Raw genomic sequence first — 18062 nt, 5'->3', positions numbered from 1 at the left:
GCAAAGCAATTTTGCGCTGCGAGCGCAAGGCGAGGGAAGGATACGTCATGACATTGGTCTATCCAGTGCAAAGTCTCGCGGCGCATCCGCCGCGGCTGTCCCCCGCCTACAAGAGCACGGTCAAGCGCTCGCCCTCCAAGCCGCTGATTCCGATGCGGCATACGCTGTCGGAATTGACCGGGCCGGTCTACGGCCACGAGACGGTGCGCGAGAACGATCACGATCTCACCATTCAGGGCAAAAGCGAGCCGCTCGGCGAGCGCATCATCGTGCACGGCCATGTGCTCGACGAAGACGGTCGCGGCGTGCCGAACACGCTGGTCGAACTCTGGCAGGCCAATGCCTGCGGCCGTTATGTGCACGTCGTCGACCAGCATCCCGCGCCGCTCGATCCGAATTTCACTGGTGCAGGCCGTGCGCAATCCGACGCCCAAGGCTATTACCGCTTCGTCACTATCAAGCCCGGCGCCTACCCCTGGGGCAATCACCACAACGCCTGGCGGCCGGCCCACATCCACTTCTCGGTGTTCGGTCACTCGTTCGTGTCGCGTCTCGTCACGCAGATGTATTTCCCCGGCGATCCCTTGTTTCCGTTCGATCCGATCTTCAATTCGGTCACCGACGAGAAGGCGCGCAACCGGATGATTTCCGCGTTCGATCTGGAGAACACAAAGCCGGATTGGGCGCTGTGCTACCGCTTCAACATTGTGCTGCGCGGGCGCAACGCCACGCCGATGGAGAAAAAGTAAGTGCAACAGCCCAAGCCAGACGGGGTCACCCCGTCGCAGACCGTCGGTCCGTATTTCGCCTACGGCCTGACCTCGAACGGCAAATACGACTGGAACGACGCGTTCACCAACAATCTCGTGACGGCGGATACGTCGGGCGAGCGCATTCGCATCGAGGGTCAGGTGTTCGACGGCGACGGCGCGGTCGTGCCGGATTGCATGCTGGAGATCTGGCAGGCCGACGCGCAAGGGCGCTTCTCCGACCCGCAGGACAAGCGGGCGCTGCCCAATACGTCATTCAAAGGATTCGGCCGCATCGGGACCGATGCGAAGGGCGGTTACGCCTTCGACACCATCAAGCCGGGGCAGGTCGCCGATCCCGACGGCAAGCCGCAGGCGCCGCATATCATGCTCGCCGTGTTCGCGCGCGGCATGCTGCTGCACAATTATTCGCGGATCTATTTTGACGGCGAGGCCGCCAATGCGTCAGATCCCGTACTGGCGCTGGTGCCGGCCGATCGCCGCGCCACGCTGATCGCGACGCGCCAGCCGGGCGGCAATGCCGTCTATCGTTTCGACATCCATCTGCAGGGCGACAAAGAGACGGTGTTCTTCGACGTGTAGCTGCATTCACATCGCAGCCGCAGCCAAGCGACAGGCAAGACTTCCGACAGGCAAGACTTCGCACATGATGACGCTTCGCCAGGTCGAGGTGATCCGCGCCGTGATGGTGACCGGCACGATCGGCGGAGCTGCGAGACTGCTGAACGTGTCGGCGCCCGGCATCAGCCGGCTGGTGAAATACACCGAGAAATCGCTGGGCGTCCGCTTCTTCCAGCGTCAGAACGGGCGCTATTTCCCGACGGCGGAAGCCCGCAACATCTTCGAGCAGATCAACGGCGTCTACGAGAAGATGGACGATCTCTCCGAGATCATCTCAAAGATCGGACGCGGCGATCTGTCCGAGCTGCGTATCGGCTCCGTACCCAGCATCTCGCAGGTCATGGTGCCGCGCGCGATCGAACGGGTGCGGCGCCGCTATCCGGAGCTGCGGATCGACATCAACATCCTCAAGATCGAGGAGGCCGTCGATTATCTGCTGCTTGGCCGCGGCGATTGCGTCGCCATGAGTTATCGGCTCGAGCATCCCGGCCTCGACTTTCTGCCGCTGGCGTCGGGCGAATTGTTCTGCATCGTGCCGGCGGGGCATGAACTTGCCGGATGCAAGCAGGTCTCGGCCGCCGAAATCATCCGCTATCCCCTGATCGGCATCGATCCGAACGATCCGTATGGGCGGATCATGGCGGAGATATTTGCGCGCAGCAAACTCGACTACGACATCACCATCCGCGCACGCTTCGGCACGACGGTGTGTGCGCTGGTCAAGGCCGGCCTCGGCATTGCCGTGATCGACCAGTTCACTGTCGCCCATGGCGGCTATCCAGGCGTCGAATTGCTCAGGATTGTCGAGCCGACCAGGTTCGACACCTACATTGCGGTGAAACGCGGCGCGCCGCTGTCGCTGCACATCGAGCATTTCATCGAATGTCTGCGTTCGGAAATGCGGGCGGTAGGACCGGGCAAGGCGGCGCCGCGAAAGCCTGATTCCAGACCTCGCAAGAAATAACATGATGTTATCTATCTGGCATAAATGGGTAATTGTGTTAGGTCGGCAAAGCGCTATCGTCTGGGCGGATCGGGGCGTATCCCGAACCGACCGCCGCCAACGCGCATTGGGACCCCTGACGAGATCATGAGCCCTGCCGCCCGACCGCTCGCTCCAGCCGACCGCCGCTTTCTCACCGGCCTGATCGGCGCGCCGATCGCGCATTCGGCGTCGCCGGCGATGCATGAGCGGGCCGCCGAAGCGCTCGGCGCGCATTGCCACTATCAGCTGATCGAAGTCGCGGGCGCTGCCTCCGAAGAATTGCGGCTACTGCTGGACGGGGTGCGCCGTCTAGGCTTCGCCGGCGTTAACGTCACCTTTCCCTACAAGGAAGCGGTGGTCTCCCTGCTCGACGAACTGTCGCCGGGCGCGCAGGCGATCGGCGCGGTCAACACCGTCGTGGTCCGCGATGGCAGGCTGATCGGACATAACACCGACACCACAGGATTTGCCCGGGCAATCACCGAGCTTGTCCGTGACCCCGCGCAGAGTACGGTTGCCGTGATCGGCGCAGGCGGCGTCGGCAAGGCGATTGCTTTCGCGCTGGCCGGAATCGGCGTCGCCGAGATCAGGATCTTCGACACCGACCGCGCCAAGGCTACGCAACTCGCCAGCCAGATCGGGAAGCGTGGCAAGACGAGCGTGGTCGGAAGCGTCGAGGACGCCATGAGCGGCGCCACCGGGGCCGTCAACGGCTCGCCGGTCGGCATGTTACCGAACCGCGGCACGCCCATTCCGGATGCTCTGCTGCACAAGAGCGTGTGGGTCGCCGACGCGGTCTACACGCCGCTATGGACGCCGCTGTTGAACGCCGCAAAGGCAAAGGGCGCGGAGGTGATGACCGGGCGCGAGCTCGCGATCTATCAGGCCGCGGACGCATTCGAACTGTTTACGGGACTGAAGCCATCGGCCGTCGAGATGGGAAATGCATTCGACGCCGTGATGGCCAAGCGCTACGATAAAGTGAACGCAGCTTAAAACACGGCCGGTCACAAGGCCGCTTGTCGTAACGAGAAGAGGGGATGGAAATGAGATCTGGAATTTTCGCAGGGCTCCTGCTTGCCACCGTGTCGGCCGCAGCCGCATTCGCGCAAGGAGCGCCGATCAAGCTCGCGAATGTCGCCGAACTGTCCGGCGGCGGCGCCACCGTCGGCAACAACTGGAAAAACGGCATCGATCTTGCGATCGAGGAGATAAACACCAAGGGCGGTGTTCTTGGCCGCAAGCTCGAAGTGACGCATGCAGATTCGCAGTCGAATCCCGGCGTCGCGCGTGCGCAGGTGCAAAAGGCGCTCGACAATGAACCCTACGTCCTGCTCGGCCCCGGCTACTCCGGCTCCGTCAAGGTCACTTCGCCGCTCGCCGCCGAAGCCGGCATCGCGCAGATCATGGGCGGCGAGGCCGCTGAACTGACTCAGGGCGGCAACAAGTTTCTGTTCCGCACCTCGTTCGGCCAGCAATCCTCGATGCCGAAGGTCGCCAAATACATCAACGACGAGCTGAAGGCGAAATCGGTCGCGATCGTCTGGGTCAATAACGACTTCGGCAAGGGGGGGCGCGACGTCATCACAAAGGAATTCGCCAAGCACAATATCAAGGTCGCCGCCGACATCTCGACCGAAGCCGGCCAGGCCGATTTCGCCGCTGACGTCAGCAAGATCAAGGCCGCATCTCCCGATGCCGTCTTCATCTATCTCAACGAGGAAGAGAGCGCGCGCATGCTGAAGGAGCTGAAGCGTCAGTCGATATCAGTGCCGCTGATGGGCGAGACCACGCTCGTCGGCCAGAAAGTCGTCGAACTCGCCGGCGATGCCGCCAACGGCGCGCGCGGCCATGTCGGCCTCACCACCGATGCACCGGTCGATCTGGTCAAGGCGTTCCGCGAAAAGTTCCTCAAGAAGTACAACTACGTCCCCGATCATAACGGGCTGAAGGGCTATCTCGCGATCTATATGATCAAGGCCACCACCGAGAAGATGGGCAAGGTCGACGCCAAGGCGTTCGCCGACAATCTTCACGGCCTCACCATCAAGGCTGCGAGCGAGCCCGGCATCCTGATGGATGTGACTTTCGACGAGAAGGGTGACATCGATCGCCAGGGCTTCCTGGTCGAGATCGTCGACGGCAAGCAGGTCGTCAAGCAGGTGCTGCCGAAACTGAACTGAGCCGCGACGGGGCGTGCGCTTGAACGTACGCCCCCGAGATCAGCATGGTGAAATCATTTGACGCCGTCCGCATGTGACGGGTGAGGGGAGGAGCATGTCCAATCTGCTCGATCTGCTCGTGGCAGGCCTTGCGACCGGGGCGATCTATGCCCTCGTCGCGGTCGGGTTCACGCTGCTGTGGCAGACGTCGCAAACCATCAATTTCGCGCAGGGCGAATTCGTGATGCTGCCGGCGTTCCTGATGCTGGCGGTGATGCACGCGGGCGCGCCGTTCTGGCTCGCGATCATTCTCGGCATCCTGCTGTCGCTGCTGCTGCTGGGGCTCGGCTTCAAGCTGCTGCTGGTCGACCCGATGCTGCGGCACGGCGTGCTGCCGCTGGCGATCGCGACCATGGCGCTGGCGATCGGCATGAAAGAGGCGGTGAAGCAGTTCTTCAGCGCCGAAGCCTCGCCGTTCCCCTCCATCGTGCCGGCCGGTGACGTCTCGATCCTCGGCACGGTGGTTTCCCTGCAGAGCCTCGGTGTGCTCGCGCTCGCGATCGCGGTGGTGATCGGATTGACCATGCTCCTGAACCGTACCTCGATCGGCCACCAGATGCAGGCGACCGCGCAGAATCCGACGGTCGCCCGTATCATCGGCGTGCCGGTTGAACGCATGATCCTGATGACGTTCCTGATAAACGCGTTTCTGGTGGCGCTGGCTTCGCTGCTGATCACGCCGATCTATCTGGCGAAATTCTCCTCCGGCGAGGTGCTGGGGCAGGCGGCGTTCATCGCGGCGATCGTTGGCGGCTTTAACCAGGTGCGCGGCGCCATCGCCGGCGGGCTGTTGATCGGCGTGGTGGACAATCTGGCCGCCGCCTATGTGTCGACGCAATACCGTGCCGCCGTGCCGTTGATCCTCCTGATCGTCATCATCCTGTTCCGTCCGCAGGGCCTGCTCGGCCGGCCCGAGGAGCGCACAGTATGACCGCCACTGGGAAATATCTGCGCATCGCGCTCGGCATCGCCGTCATCGCGGCCTTGATCATCGTGCCGATGAACTTCAACCGCTATGGCCTCTACATCCTGAGCCAGTGGGCGGTGATGACGATCGCCGCGATGGGACTCAACCTCACGCTCGGATATGCCGGCCAGGTCTCGCTGGCGCAGGGCGCGTTCGTCGGCATCGGCGCCTATGCGGCGGCGATCATGACCACCCAGGGCGGCATGCCGCTGATTGCGGCGCTGGGCGTGGCGATCGTGCTGTGCTTCGCGATCGGCTGGATCCTCGGTTATCCCGCGCTGCGCGTGCAGCATCATTACCTTGCCTTCGTGACGCTGGCGTTCTCGACGCTGGCGTTTCTGGTGTTCCGCAATGAGGACTGGCTCACCAAGGGCATCTACGGCATCTCAAACATTCCGCGGCCCAATGTTATGGGCTTCGCCACCAACCGGCCGCTGCCGTTCTATTATTTCTGCCTCGGCTCACTTGCGCTCGTCTCGCTGGCGATGTGGTGGCTGATCCGCTCACCCTGGGGCCGCGCCTTTGTGGCGCTGCGCGAAAATCCGGTTAGGGCACTGTCGCTCGGCATCGACACCCGGCGTTATACACTGATGGCGTTCGCGATCGGATCGGCGCTCGGCGGTGTCGCCGGCACGCTCTATGCCCCACTGACGCAATATATCGACCCGGTTCCCTTCAACCTCTCGCTCTCGCTCGATCTGCTGATGATGGTCATCGTCGGCGGCTCCGGATTCTTCTTCGGGCCGTTCCTCGGCGCGATGATCGCGGTGCTGCTACCGGAATGGCTGCGCTTCACGCAGGGTTATTATCTGATGCTCTACGCGGTGGCCGTGATGCTGCTCTTGATCTATTCGCCGACCGGCATCCTCGGCATCCTCGATCGCTATCTGGCCGAGCGCCGCACCAAAGCAGCGTCGGCGCTCCGCGCGGTCGCCAAATCCCGGCTGGAGACCGCGCCATGACCGCGGTTCTCGAAGTCACCAATGTCAAAAAGAGCTTTGGCGGCATCAAGGCCGTCGACGGCGTCAGCTTCGATGTGCAGGAGGGTGAGATCCTTGGCCTGATCGGCCCGAACGGCTGCGGCAAGTCCACGCTGTTCAACTGCATCCTCGGCCAGCTCACGCCAACCGATGGTGAGGTCAAGGTCGACGGCAAGATCGTCACCGGATTGCGGCCGTCCGAATTGAATCGCCTCGGTGTCAGCCGCACCTTCCAGCTTCTGCAGGTGTTTCCGAAACTGTCGGTGCGGGAAAATCTCATCCTCGCCGGGCAGGAACATCAGGGCAACATGATGTCGCGGTTGTTCGGTCCTTCCGACGCCGGACTATCCGCGGCAGCCGACCAGATGATCGGCTTCTTCAAGCTCGACCATCTCGCCACCGAAGCCGCGGGTGGCCTATCTTACGGCCAGCAGAAGCTGCTTGACGCTGCTATGGCGTTCATGGGCGGTCCGCGGCTGGTGCTACTTGATGAACCGGCCGGCGGCGTCAACCTCACCATGCTCGGCGATCTCAAGGAGCGGCTGGCGGCGATCAACCGCGAGAAGCGCGCCACCTTCGTCGTCATCGAGCACAACATGGAATTCGTGATGTCGCTGTGCACGCGCGTCATGGTGATGGCGGAAGGCAAGCTGCTGGCGATGGGCACGCCGGCCGAAGTGCGCGCCAATCCCGCCGTCATCGAAGCCTATCTCGGCCACTGCGGGATCGATCCATGAGTGATACCATCCTGGATGTTCAAGGCCTCGTCGGCGGCTACGGCAAGATGACGATCCTCAACGGCACCAGTTTTTCGGTGCCGGCAGGCTCCATCACCACCGTGATCGGCCCGAACGGCGCGGGCAAATCCACCGTGTTCAAGGCGATCTTCGGCCTGTTGAAGCTCCGCGAAGGCAGGATCGTGTTCAAAGGGCGCGACGTCACCGGGCAGAGCCCGCGCGAATTGCTGACATCAGGCATCTGCTACGTGCCGCAGGGACGCAATATTTTCCCCGAATTGTCCGTGCGCGACAACATCCAGCTCGGCGCCGTCGTCGCGGGGCGCGACATCACCGACCTGCCCGCGAGAATAGAGGCGGCGCTCGACAAGTTCCCGGTGCTGCGCAAGAAGGCGACCCAGCAGGCGTCCACATTGTCGGGCGGCGAGCAGAAGCAGCTCGAAGTCGCCCGCGGGCTCCTGCTCAATCCGCAACTGGTGCTGATCGACGAGCCGTCGATCGGGCTCTCGCCGCTGATGGTGGCGCAGACCTTCAACATTCTGAAAGATTTGCGCGACCGCGGCGTGTCGATCCTGATGATCGAACAAAACGCGCGCTCGGCGCTCGAGATTTCCGATTACGGTATCGTGCTCGAGCTCGGCCAGACCCGGCTCGTCGACACCGCGCAGCGCGTGCTGAACGATCCCCGCATCGGGCAATTGTTCCTGGGCGGCGCCATGACGGAGACGGCCGCATGAACAAGCGCTCGATCGCCACGGTGTCGCTCAGCGGCGCGCTTGACGAAAAGCTCCGCGCCATCGCCGCCGCCGGCTTCGATGCCGTCGAGATCTTCGAGAACGATCTGCTGTCGTTCAGCGGCAGCCCGCGCGACGTCGGCCAGATGTGCCGGGATCTCGGGCTTTCGATCTGCGCCTTCCAGCCATTCCGCGATTTCGAAGGCATGCCGGAGCCGCAGCGCACCCGTACCTTTGCGCGCGCCGAGCGCAAGTTCGACCTGATGCAGGAGTTGCAGACCGATCTGATGCTGATCTGCAGCAGTATTTCTCCGGCGTCGCTCGGCGGCATCGACCGTGCGGCCGCCGATTTCCGCGAACTGGGCGAACGCGCTGCCGCGCGGGGCTTGCGCGTCGGCTATGAGGCGCTCGCCTGGGGGCGGCACGTCAACGATTATCGCGACGCCTGGGAGATCGTGCGGCGCGCCGACCACAAATCGATCGGAATCATCCTCGACAGTTTTCACGCGCTGGCGCCGTCGTTTCCGACGATGCCGATCCAATCGATCCCGGCCGACAAGATCTTTCTGGTGCAACTGGCCGATGCACCGAAACTCGGCCTCGACGTGCTGTCCTGGAGCCGGCACTTCCGCTGCTTCCCGGGTCAGGGCGACCTGCCGGTCTCGGCTTTCGTGGAAGCCGTGCTCGCCACCGGCTATGCCGGGCCTTTGTCGCTCGAGATATTCAACGACCAGTTTCGCGCCGGCTCCGCGGTCCGCACCGCGACCGATGGGCTGCGCTCCCTCATCCTGCTCGAGGATGACGTCCGCGGCGCCGCGGCGGGCGCTCCGGCGATGCCGCTGCAGCCGAAGGCGAAGAGCCGCGGCGTCGGCTTCATCGAGTTCGCCGTCAGTGAAGAAAAAGCCAACAGCCTCGCCGCGCTGTTCGGTCAGCTCGGTTTTCGCAAGACCGGCGCGCATCGCAGCAAGGACGTCGAACGCTGGTCGCAGGGCCATATCGATCTCGTGATCAATTGCGAGCCTGATGGCTTCGCGCATTCGCACTTTGTCGCGCATGGTCCCGGCGTCTGCGCCATCGCCATTGATGTTGACGATGCCGCCAGGACCATGGCGCGCGCGGAAGCGCTGAAGGCGCGGACCTTCTACCAGCCGGTCGGGCCGGGCGAACTCGAGATTCCGGCGATCCGCGGCGTCGGTGGCAGCCTGCTGTATTTCCTGGAAGAGGCCGGCAAGAACTGGGACCTCGATTTCGAGGCGCTGCGCAGCGATGCGGCCGGCGACCAACTCGATGCGGTCGACCATATCTCGCAGTCGATGCCCTATGACGAGATGCTATCGTGGCTGTTGTTCTACACCGGCATTCTCGATCTGGAGCGCCTGCCGCAGATGGAGATCGCGGACCCCGTTGGCCTCGTGCAGAGCCAGGCGTTGATCAACGGTAGCGAAAACCTGCGTGTGGTGCTCAACGGTTCGTCGGCGACGCGCACGCTGTCGGCCCGCTTCATCCACGAATTCTTCGGCTCCGGCGTGCAGCACGTCGCGTTCTCCTGCCGCGACATCTTCGCCGCAGTCGCAGACATGCGCGCGCGCGGCGCGGACTTCCTCAGGATTCCCGACAATTACTACGACGACATCGAAGCCAAATATGGCCTCGACCCCGACATGATGGCCGCGCTTCGCCACAACCAGATTCTCTATGACCGCGAAGGCGACGGCGAATTCTTCCAGGTCTACACCCGCGCCTTCGACGAGCGATTCTTCTTCGAGATCGTCGAGCGGCGTGACTATCACGGCTTCGGCGCCGCCAACGCCGCGATCAGGCTCGCGGCCCAAACCCGGGAATCGCGGCCGCTGACCATGCCCAAGGCGTGACTTGCACAACAAGAAAACCAAAAGGGAAGTGAAACGATGTCGATCACGCGAGGAACGAATATCTCCGCGGCGCTGCTGTTGGCCGCCTGCTGCCATCTGACGCCGGCGTTGGCCGATTCGATTCCCTGCGATGACGGCATCAAGACAGCCTTTCATCCCGACGCCGACACAAAGGTGATCGCAGTCCGGCTGGTGAAGAAGGGCGAGGAGCTGAAGGCGATCGATGCGCAGCAGCCCATCACGGCGGCAGCCGACCTTTGCCTAGTGAAATTGCTGGTCGGCCCCGGCGCCACGGCGGAAAAGGACAAGAACGCGCGCTCCTATTCGGAAGGTATCGGCATCGAGGTCTGGCTGCCGACGCAGGCCAACTGGAACGAGCGCATCCGCAACTATGGCGGCGGCGGATGGGTCGGCGGCGGTCATCGCTATGCGGACAAGATCGGCAGCAAAGTGCCGGCGATCATCAACGCCAATATCGGCTACGCGTCGGGTACGACGGATGCGGGGCAGCCCTGGTATCAGGATGGCTCGTTCGCGTTTCTATCCAATGGCAAGGTCAACGTGGAATCGCTTCGTGATTTCTCCGTGCGAGCGATGGTGGAGCAGGCGGTCAAGACCAAGGCGCTGGTCAACCTCTATTACGGCAAGGCGCCGAAATATACCTACTATGACGGCCATTCGCAGGGCGGCCGCCAAGGCATGAAGCTCGTGCAGGAATACCCTGACCTTTACGACGGCTACATGATCGCGCAGCCGGCGTTAAGCATCGCGAAATTCGGAACGGCGGGACTCTATCCCCAGATCGTGATGAAGACCGAACTCGGTTTCACCTCGGCGGACAAGCCGAAGGCCACGGCCTTTGCCGTCAAGGTCGCCGCCGCCAACAAGCGCGCGGTTGCCGCCTGCGACAAGGCGGGCCTCGGCTTCCTGCTCGATCCCTTTGCCTGTGACTACAATCCCGCACGCGACGCCGACATGCTGTGCGCGGGAGAGGCCGGCGAGGGTGTCACCGGAAATAATGCCGATGCTGCGACCTGCATGAGCCTGAAGGAGGCCAACGCGCTGAACAGGATCTGGTACGGCGCCACCAGCGACGGAAGTTTCGATGCCACGCAGGGCGCGGAAGCGCGTTCCGGTAAATCTCTCGGCAAGAACCAGCTCTGGTGGACGTTCACCAAGAGCACCGCCATCGGGAATCTGATCACCAGTGCGTCCTCCTACGGCGTTGCCTTGGCGCTGCAGGATATCAGCTACGCCCCCGACGCCAGCACGGCGTCAGGCGAACCGATCACAAACGGTTCGACGAATGTACGCAACAAATGGCTTGAGCTGGATTACGCCGGCCTCGCCGACGCCGTGAACAAGGGCGTCGCATTGCAGCCGACGCTGTTCAGCGACCTCATCACGGACAAGGCGGACCTTGCGAAGCTGCGCGATCTCGGCCGCAAGGTCATCGTTCACACAGGCCTAGTCGACGATGCGATCCCGCCTGCTGGCAACATCAATTATCACGAACGCGTGGTGGCGACGATGGGCGGGCATGCCGAGGTGCAGAAGTTCATGCGGATGTATCTCCTGCCGGGTTCGGCGCACTCCTCGCAAGGCCGGGCCTATACCGTCGGAGGCAAGAACGACAACGTGCCGCTGCCGAAATTGCCAGGTAATGCCAACCAGACGCCGACGCGCGAGCAGGATCAGTTCTTCACGGCATTGGTTGACTGGGTCGAGAAGGGCACCGTGCCCGGCGAAATCCTGCTGACCTCGCGCGACAATAGCGTTAGCTATCCCGTCTGTGTCTATCCGCTGCGGACGACGTGGAGCGGCAACGGAGATGCAAAGCAGGCTTCGAGCTTTAGCTGCCGGTAGCTGTCCTTGCGCCGCCGTGGATTATCCGAGGTCTCGCCCGATTACGACGTCGTCGTAATCGGCGCCGGAGCCGCCGGCATGTCGGCCGCGCTTTTTTCCGCCATTCGCGGCGCGAAAACGCTGCTGGTCGAGAAGACCGGGTTTGTCGGCGGGACCTCCGCGCTGTCGGCCGGATCGATCTGGATACCCAATACGCGCCATGCGTCGGCGGTCGGGGCGGCCGATAGCGCGGCGAACGTCGAAAAATATCTGCAGCAGATCGTCGGAAATCATGCCGACGTTGCGCTGCGCGGGGCCTTCCTGAAAGCGGGTCCCGCGGCAATCGAGGTTCTGGAAAATCATTCCGAAGTGAAATTGCGGGCCTACGTTCGTCATCCCGACTATCGCTCGGAGCTTGAGGGTGCGGCGCTCGCCGGGCGCGCGCTGGAGCCGTTGCCATTCGACGGGCGGTTGCTTGGCGAGGCGTTCAAGCTGGTTCGGCCGCCGCTCCCGGAGTTCACGCTGCTTGGCGGAATGATGGTCGACAGGACCGATATCGGTCATCTGTTGTCGTCGACGAGGTCCGCCAATTCGTTGTGGCACTCCATCAAGCTCCTTGCGCGCCACGCGCGCGACAAAGCGAGCCATGGCAGGGGCACACGGCTCGTGATGGGCAATGCGCTGGTCGGCCGGCTTCTGTATTCATTGATGCGTCAAAATGTGGATATCCTGACGGGCGCGTCGCTCGCAAGGATCGTCCGGGAACCAGACGGTCCCGTTACGGCCGCGCGTTTGACCTCGGAGGGAGTATCGCGCGAGATCGGCGTCAACGCCGCGCTGATTTTGGCGGGAGGCGGTTTCAATCGCCATGCCGAGCGCCGGCTCGCCGCACTCGGAACTGAAGCCGGCTGGTCGTCCGTTGCGCCGGGCTCGAGCGGGGATGCGCAGGACAAGGCCCTCGAGATCGGTGCGCGGCTCAGCGAGCGCGATGTCAGCGCTACTTTCTGGGCGCCCGCATCGATCCGGCGGCGGCGCGACGGATCACAAGCGGTGTTTCCACACTTCGTGCTCGACCGCGCCAAACCGGGGACGCTGGTTGTCGACAGCAACGGGCGTCGGTTCGCCAACGAAGCGATCTCCTATCACCCCTTTGCGCTGGAGATGTTGGCGAAGGGAAAATCGGCCATCCCGGCGTTTCTGATCGCGGATGCAGTTTCAGTCCGGAAGTATGGTCTTGGCATGGTGCGGCCAGGTGGCTGGGGCGCCCGAGCTGCTGTCGCCGACGGCTATCTCTCTGCCGCCGATACCATCGAGCAGCTTGCGTTGCGACTGCACATCGATCCCGGTCAACTGCGCGAGACGGTCGACAGGATGAACCTGTATGCGCAAACTGGTCTTGATCCCGAATTTGGCAGGGGAAGCACGGTGTATCAAAATCACAACGGCGATGCATCAGCGGGCGGAGCCAATCCCAACCTTGGCCGCATCGCGACGGCCCCCTTCTACGCAGTCCGGCTTTATCCTTCCGATATCGGCACCTCGTCCGGCCTTGTAACGGACGAGGCTGCCCGCGTTCTCGATGTCGGCAATCAGCCGATTGCGGGCCTCTACGCTTGCGGAAATGACATGCAGTCGATCATGGGCGGAACCTACCCCGGACCGGGGATCACGCTCGGACCGGCGATCGCGTTTGCCTATATCGCCGTGTCCGATGCGCTCGATGTTCGCATCGGCGGCAACGGGGACGCAAAGCAGGCTTCGAGCTATGGCTGCCGCTAAGCTGGCGGGTTAGGCTCCGGTTCGTCGGCAGGGGCGCCAGCACCGGATTGAGTATGATCGAACCGAAAGAAGCCGCCAACACAACGCGCGAAATGCTGGGCCTGCTCGGCTTTCTTCTGGTTGCCACTGCCCAGGTCTCCAACATGATCCTGGCGCGCGGTGTTGCCGGAAGTGTTCCGCCGTTCTCGATCGCGTTCTTTCGCTGGAGCATCGTGGCGCTCGGTCTGCTGCCGGCCGTCGTGATGGCGTTGCGGGAAAAGCCCGGCGTGTTGCATGGGCAGACGCTCGGCATCGTCGCGGCTGGCTTTCTCGGCATGTTCATCTGCGGCGGCCCGGTCTATGTCGCCGGCGTTACGACTTCGGCGATCAACCTGGCGCTGATCATGGCGCTCTCGCCGCTCGTGGTGTTGTTGTTTTCTTTCATATCAGGTCAGGAAGCCATCCATCGAAACCAGATCATCGGCATGCTGTTCGCGTTGGCGGGTGCCGGGTTGATCATTAGCAAGGGGCAAGGCGCTATTGGTTCAGGCGTGGCTGTCGGGGACCTGCTCGCACTGATGGCGATGCTGGGCTGGGCCGGATACACCCTGCTGCAGAACCGTGTCGGCAGCGGCGTGCGCTTTCTGGCGCGGATCGGTTTGTTCGCGGCGGCAGGCGCGCTGTTCTCGCTGCCCTTCGCAGTCCACGAAATGTGGTCCGCGCCTGCCACCGCGTTCAGCGGGCGGGCTGCGCTGGTCTATCTCTTCGCAGGATTGGTCCCCGGCCTTTTTGCCTATTCGGCCTATGCCTATCTCGGCGGGAAGTTCGGCGCGGTGTCGACTTCGTTGAGCCTCTATCTCGGACCGATCGTCAGCGCCGTGCTGTCGATCCTGTTTCTTGGCGAGGCGCCGACCATGGTCCATCTGATCGGCGGCGCGCTGTCGCTCGGCGGCATGTGGTTGAGCCTGCAAGCCAAGCAGAGCGGCTCGCCACCATAACGCAACGTCGGCGGGATTGCCGTGACTGGAAATGCATTCGACGCCATCACGGCCAAACGCTACGCTGATGTGCAAGCGGGGGTAGAATCCGACCGATGACAGAGGGACAGGCGATGCGCGGAGCAGGTTTTCTGCCCATCTGGAGCGACGTTGAGCGAAAAGACCTGATCGATTATCGCCATTGGCGGACGCGCGAGCACACGACGGAGCGCGTAACCACCAGCGGGTTTCGTGCGACACGCGTATTCCAGGTGCGGCGCACCTTCTCACTTGATGTTCGCATCGGGAGTGTCGAATGAAGCCGTCGTTCTCCCTTGCCGCGCTTACCGCGCTCGAACTTGCACCACTCGAATTGATCGCCGCCGCCGCCGCCTGCGGCTACGACCACGTCGGACTCCGGCTTCTGCCTGCGATGCCCGGAGGCGTTGCCTATCCGCTGATGGAAGATGACGCGGCCTTGCGCGCAACCATCGCGCGGCTGGATGCGACCGGCGTGACTGTCGCGGACCTGGAGGTGGTCGCCATCCGGCCGGAAACGCAGATCGCAGCCTTCTCCGCGTTTTTCGAGGCGGGTGCGCGGCTCCGCGCCAGGCATGTTCTGGTCGCGGCATACGATCCCGACCTGGACCGGTTCGCGGATCGCTTTGCCGGATTTTGCGAGGCTGCTGCGCCTTATGGATTGACCGCGGATCTCGAGTTCATGCCGTGGACGAGCGTGCCTGATCTTGAGACTGCCAGACGAATTGTCGAACAGGTTGCGCAAGCAAATGCCGGGGTTCTGGTGGACGCCCTGCATTTCGACCGGTCGCAAAGCTCGGTTGATAACATCGCAAGGATTCCCGCCGGCAAGCTTCACTATTGGCAATTATGCGACGCGCCGGCCGAACGGCCGGCGACATCAGAGGAAATGATGCACGCCGCTCGAAACGAGCGGATGTTTCCCGGAGAGGGTGGCCTCGATCTTGTCTCGCTGGCGCGAGCCATGCCGCCGGATATCGCAATCAGCATCGAGGTCCCGACCGCGACGCTCGCACGAACGGTGGGTGCTGAGGCGCGGGCCCGGCGCGCGCTAGAAGGGGCGAGGCGCATCGTCGCGGCGGCAAGGTAATCGCCTCCGGATTTCGGGTTGACAATCGCTTTCGGTTATATAATAAGTTAGTTATATAACTGATTTGAGACGTACGATGTCAAACCTCGATGCCGCCTTTTCCGCGCTGGCTGACCCAACTCGTCGGGCGATCCTCGCGCGTCTCGCGTTGGGTGAGGCAACCGTCATGGAACTGGTGGAGCCGTTCGAGATGACGCAACCCGCCATCTCCCGACACCTCAAGGTGCTCGAAGGCGCAGGTCTCATCCTCCGGCGTGTCGAAGGCACGAAGCGGCCGTGCCGGCTGGCGCCGACGGCCGTTGCCGAGATCGACGAATGGCTCGGCATGCTGCGAAAGACCCTGACGGCGAACTACAACCGGTTGGACGACGTTCTGGCCGCCATGAAAACCGAAGAGTGAAAGGCAATCCGATGAGCAAGTTGACGCTTAAGACCGAAGGCGACACGCACGTCGTTGTCACCAGGCACTTCGTCGCCACGCCGGAGGCTGTGTATCGCGCGCATACCGAACCGGTGCTGATCCAGAAGTGGCTGCTCGGTCCGGAAGGCTGGACGATGCCGGTTTGCATCAACGAGGCGCGCCCCGGCGGCAAGATCCGATACGAATGGAGCGACGGCAAGGGAGGCGGCTTCTACCTGACCGGAGAGTTTATTGAAACCGTGCCCTTCAGCCGGCTCGTTCACGTCGAACGGATGCATCTGCCCGACCCGACACCGGACAATCATGTCGAAACGAATTTTGCACCACCGGCACGCTGATGACCATGCGGATGACGCTGCCTGATGCAGCGACGCGTGCCACGATGCTGGCGACCGGCATGGAAGATGGAATGGAAGCGAGCTACGCGCGGCTTGACGCACTTTCCTTGCCGGCGCGGCCGTAACGAAAACCGCGAGCGGGCGGCCTACTCCATGACAGCATGATCCGGCGCGACCGACTGCTCGCGCAGGGTGGCTTTGGTCGAGCCGATCATGATCGCGAGCGGGATCGCGCAGGCGGTGAAGATCATCACCATCTGGTAATCATACGAGAACGCGATGATCTGCGCCTGCGCCTTGACCATCATATCAGCCATGGCGCGGCCCTTGTCGGTCGCGAGATCGATCAGGCCGCTCACCGTGGGCATCTGCAGGGCGTGATTGAACGGATTGATGTGCTCCGACAGGACGGCGTAGTTGTAGCGCGTTCCCTGCGTCAGTTGCGCGATCACGAGCGAGATCCCGACCGAGCTCGCGACGTTGCGCATCAAGGTCAGCATCGAGGTGCCGTCGGTGCGCAAATGATTGGGCAGCGTCAGGAACGCCACCGTGGAGAGCGGCACGAACACCAGGCCAAAACCAAAGCCCTGGATCACGCTGATGACCACGATTTCAGTCACGCCGGTCTGGTCCGTCCAGCCAGTCATGTAGAACAGCGAGGCCGCGGTCAGGCTGAGGCCTGAGATAATCAGCGTTCGTGCCTCGATATGGTTCATCATGCGGCCGACCAGCATCATCGCCACGAACGTGCCGCAGCCGCGGCTCGCCAGCAGAAGCCCGGCGGTGATGATGGGATAGCCGATCACGTTCTGCAGGAACGGCGAGGAAAGGGCCATGGTGGAAAACAGCACCAGCCCCATCACGGCCATGAACACGCAGCCGGCGACGAAATTCTTGTCCTTGAACAGCGCGAACTGGATGAAGGGCCGGTCGGTCGTCAGCGAATGCGCCAGGAAATAGTAGAAGCCGATACCGGCGATGATGAACTCGGCGATGATCTCGTTGGATTCCAGCCAGCCGAGCTGCTCGCCGCGGTCGAGCGCGAGCTGCAGCGCGCCGATCGCGATCGCGAGCGCAGTGAAGCCGAACCAGTCGAAGCGCAGGTTGAGGTCCTTTTTGGACTCGTCCATGAAGATCATGAGACCGAGCACGGTAAAAATGCCGAACGGCAGGTTGACGAAGAACACCCAGTGCCAGGAATAGGTTTCGGTCAGCCAGGCGCCGAGCGACGGTCCCATGATCGGCCCCATCATCACGCCCATGCCCCAGATCGCCATTGCCTTGGCGCGCTCATGCAGCGCGTAGGAGTCGAGCATCACCGCCTGCGAGAGCGGCACCAGCGCCGCGCCGAACACGCCTTGCAGCAGGCGGAACACCACCATCTGGGTGATGTCCTGCGCCAGTCCGCACAGCACGGAAGCAATGGTGAAGCCGGCCGAGCAGACGATGAAGATGCGCTTGCGGCCGAAGCGGTTGGCGATCCATCCCACAGGCGCGGTCATGATCGCGGCGGCGACGATGTAGGAGGTCAGCACCCAGTTGATCTGGTCTTGAGAGGCCGACAGCGTGCCCTGCATGTAGGGCAGCGCGACGTTGGCGATGGTTGTATCCAGCGCCTGCATGATCGTTGCCGTCATGGCGCAGATCGTCACCATGTTCCGGCGCAGGCCGGGAACGGCAGCCGATGGTGCGCCCGTCGTCATGGCG

The 18062-nt window shown here is 62.9% G+C and carries 18 protein-coding genes; 17 read left to right on the top strand and 1 reads right to left on the bottom strand.

The window, feature by feature from the left end:
• Positions 1-47 precede the first annotated feature (47 nt).
• From pcaH to IVB22_RS41490, 17 genes are all read left to right on the top strand, one after another.
• Positions 48-749, top strand: coding sequence for a protocatechuate 3,4-dioxygenase subunit beta (gene pcaH / locus IVB22_RS36430; RefSeq protein WP_247521958.1), 702 nt, complete (start codon positions 48-50; stop codon positions 747-749).
• Positions 750-1352: a protocatechuate 3,4-dioxygenase subunit alpha gene (gene pcaG, locus IVB22_RS36425; RefSeq protein ID WP_247521957.1), complete on the top strand. Its 603-nt coding sequence runs from the start codon at positions 750-752 to the stop codon at positions 1350-1352.
• A 64-nt stretch (positions 1353-1416) separates the two neighbouring features.
• Entirely contained in the window at positions 1417-2355 is a 939-nt protein-coding gene (locus IVB22_RS36420) for a LysR family transcriptional regulator (protein WP_247521956.1), read from the top strand.
• Positions 2356-2481: 126 nt separating this feature from the next.
• Positions 2482-3372 (top strand): shikimate dehydrogenase, encoded by an 891-nt coding sequence (locus tag IVB22_RS36415; RefSeq protein ID WP_247521955.1) that lies wholly within the window; start codon positions 2482-2484, stop codon positions 3370-3372.
• Between the two features lie 50 nt (positions 3373-3422).
• Positions 3423-4559 (top strand): ABC transporter substrate-binding protein, encoded by a 1137-nt coding sequence (locus IVB22_RS36410; RefSeq protein ID WP_247521954.1) that lies wholly within the window; start codon positions 3423-3425, stop codon positions 4557-4559.
• A gap of 94 nt (positions 4560-4653) precedes the next feature.
• Positions 4654-5529: a branched-chain amino acid ABC transporter permease gene (locus IVB22_RS36405; protein ID WP_247521953.1), complete on the top strand. Its 876-nt coding sequence runs from the start codon at positions 4654-4656 to the stop codon at positions 5527-5529.
• Complete coding sequence (locus tag IVB22_RS36400; protein ID WP_247521952.1) at positions 5526-6527, top strand: branched-chain amino acid ABC transporter permease; 1002 nt, start codon at positions 5526-5528, stop codon at positions 6525-6527. Before IVB22_RS36405 ends, IVB22_RS36400 begins: the two co-directional genes overlap by 4 nt.
• On the top strand, positions 6524-7282 hold the full coding sequence (locus IVB22_RS36395; protein WP_247521951.1) for an ABC transporter ATP-binding protein: 759 nt from the start codon (positions 6524-6526) through the stop codon (positions 7280-7282). Before IVB22_RS36400 ends, IVB22_RS36395 begins: the two co-directional genes overlap by 4 nt.
• Complete coding sequence (locus tag IVB22_RS36390) at positions 7279-8019, top strand: ABC transporter ATP-binding protein (protein ID WP_247521950.1); 741 nt, start codon at positions 7279-7281, stop codon at positions 8017-8019. Before IVB22_RS36395 ends, IVB22_RS36390 begins: the two co-directional genes overlap by 4 nt.
• Positions 8016-9887 carry a bifunctional sugar phosphate isomerase/epimerase/4-hydroxyphenylpyruvate dioxygenase family protein gene (locus tag IVB22_RS36385; protein ID WP_247521949.1) on the top strand — a complete coding sequence of 624 codons (1872 nt, stop codon included), beginning with the start codon at positions 8016-8018 and terminating at the stop codon, positions 9885-9887. Before IVB22_RS36390 ends, IVB22_RS36385 begins: the two co-directional genes overlap by 4 nt.
• Positions 9888-9923: 36 nt before the next feature.
• Positions 9924-11753 (top strand): tannase/feruloyl esterase family alpha/beta hydrolase, encoded by a 1830-nt coding sequence (locus IVB22_RS36380; protein WP_247521948.1) that lies wholly within the window; start codon positions 9924-9926, stop codon positions 11751-11753.
• 6 nt (positions 11754-11759) lie between these two features.
• On the top strand, positions 11760-13511 hold the full coding sequence (locus IVB22_RS36375) for an FAD-dependent oxidoreductase (RefSeq protein ID WP_256467508.1): 1752 nt from the start codon (positions 11760-11762) through the stop codon (positions 13509-13511).
• Between the two features lie 53 nt (positions 13512-13564).
• Positions 13565-14488, top strand: a complete 924-nt coding sequence (locus tag IVB22_RS36370; protein ID WP_247521946.1) for a DMT family transporter — start codon at positions 13565-13567, stop codon at positions 14486-14488.
• A 295-nt stretch (positions 14489-14783) separates the two neighbouring features.
• Positions 14784-15596: a sugar phosphate isomerase/epimerase gene (locus IVB22_RS36365; protein WP_247521945.1), complete on the top strand. Its 813-nt coding sequence runs from the start codon at positions 14784-14786 to the stop codon at positions 15594-15596.
• A 76-nt stretch (positions 15597-15672) separates the two neighbouring features.
• The gene (locus IVB22_RS36360; protein WP_247521944.1) at positions 15673-15996 is read left to right on the top strand and encodes a metalloregulator ArsR/SmtB family transcription factor; all 324 of its coding nucleotides are present in this window, start codon (positions 15673-15675) and stop codon (positions 15994-15996) included.
• 11 nt (positions 15997-16007) lie between these two features.
• Positions 16008-16355, top strand: coding sequence for an SRPBCC domain-containing protein (locus IVB22_RS36355; protein WP_247521943.1), 348 nt, complete (start codon positions 16008-16010; stop codon positions 16353-16355).
• On the top strand, positions 16355-16480 hold the full coding sequence (locus tag IVB22_RS41490) for a hypothetical protein (protein WP_256467507.1): 126 nt from the start codon (positions 16355-16357) through the stop codon (positions 16478-16480). Before IVB22_RS36355 ends, IVB22_RS41490 begins: the two co-directional genes overlap by 1 nt.
• A 21-nt stretch (positions 16481-16501) precedes the next feature.
• On the opposite strand, the gene IVB22_RS36350 is transcribed toward IVB22_RS41490, so the two are convergent.
• Positions 16502-18058, bottom strand: a complete 1557-nt coding sequence (locus tag IVB22_RS36350) for a DHA2 family efflux MFS transporter permease subunit (protein ID WP_247521942.1) — start codon at positions 18056-18058, stop codon at positions 16502-16504.
• Positions 18059-18062: the final 4 nt, after the last annotated feature.

The sequence above is a fragment of the Bradyrhizobium sp. 190 genome (genome assembly GCF_023073415.1).
Classification (GTDB): domain Bacteria; phylum Pseudomonadota; class Alphaproteobacteria; order Rhizobiales; family Xanthobacteraceae; genus Bradyrhizobium.
Note: the sequence above shows the minus strand (reverse complement) of the source record. Positions and strands in the feature narration are given on the sequence as shown.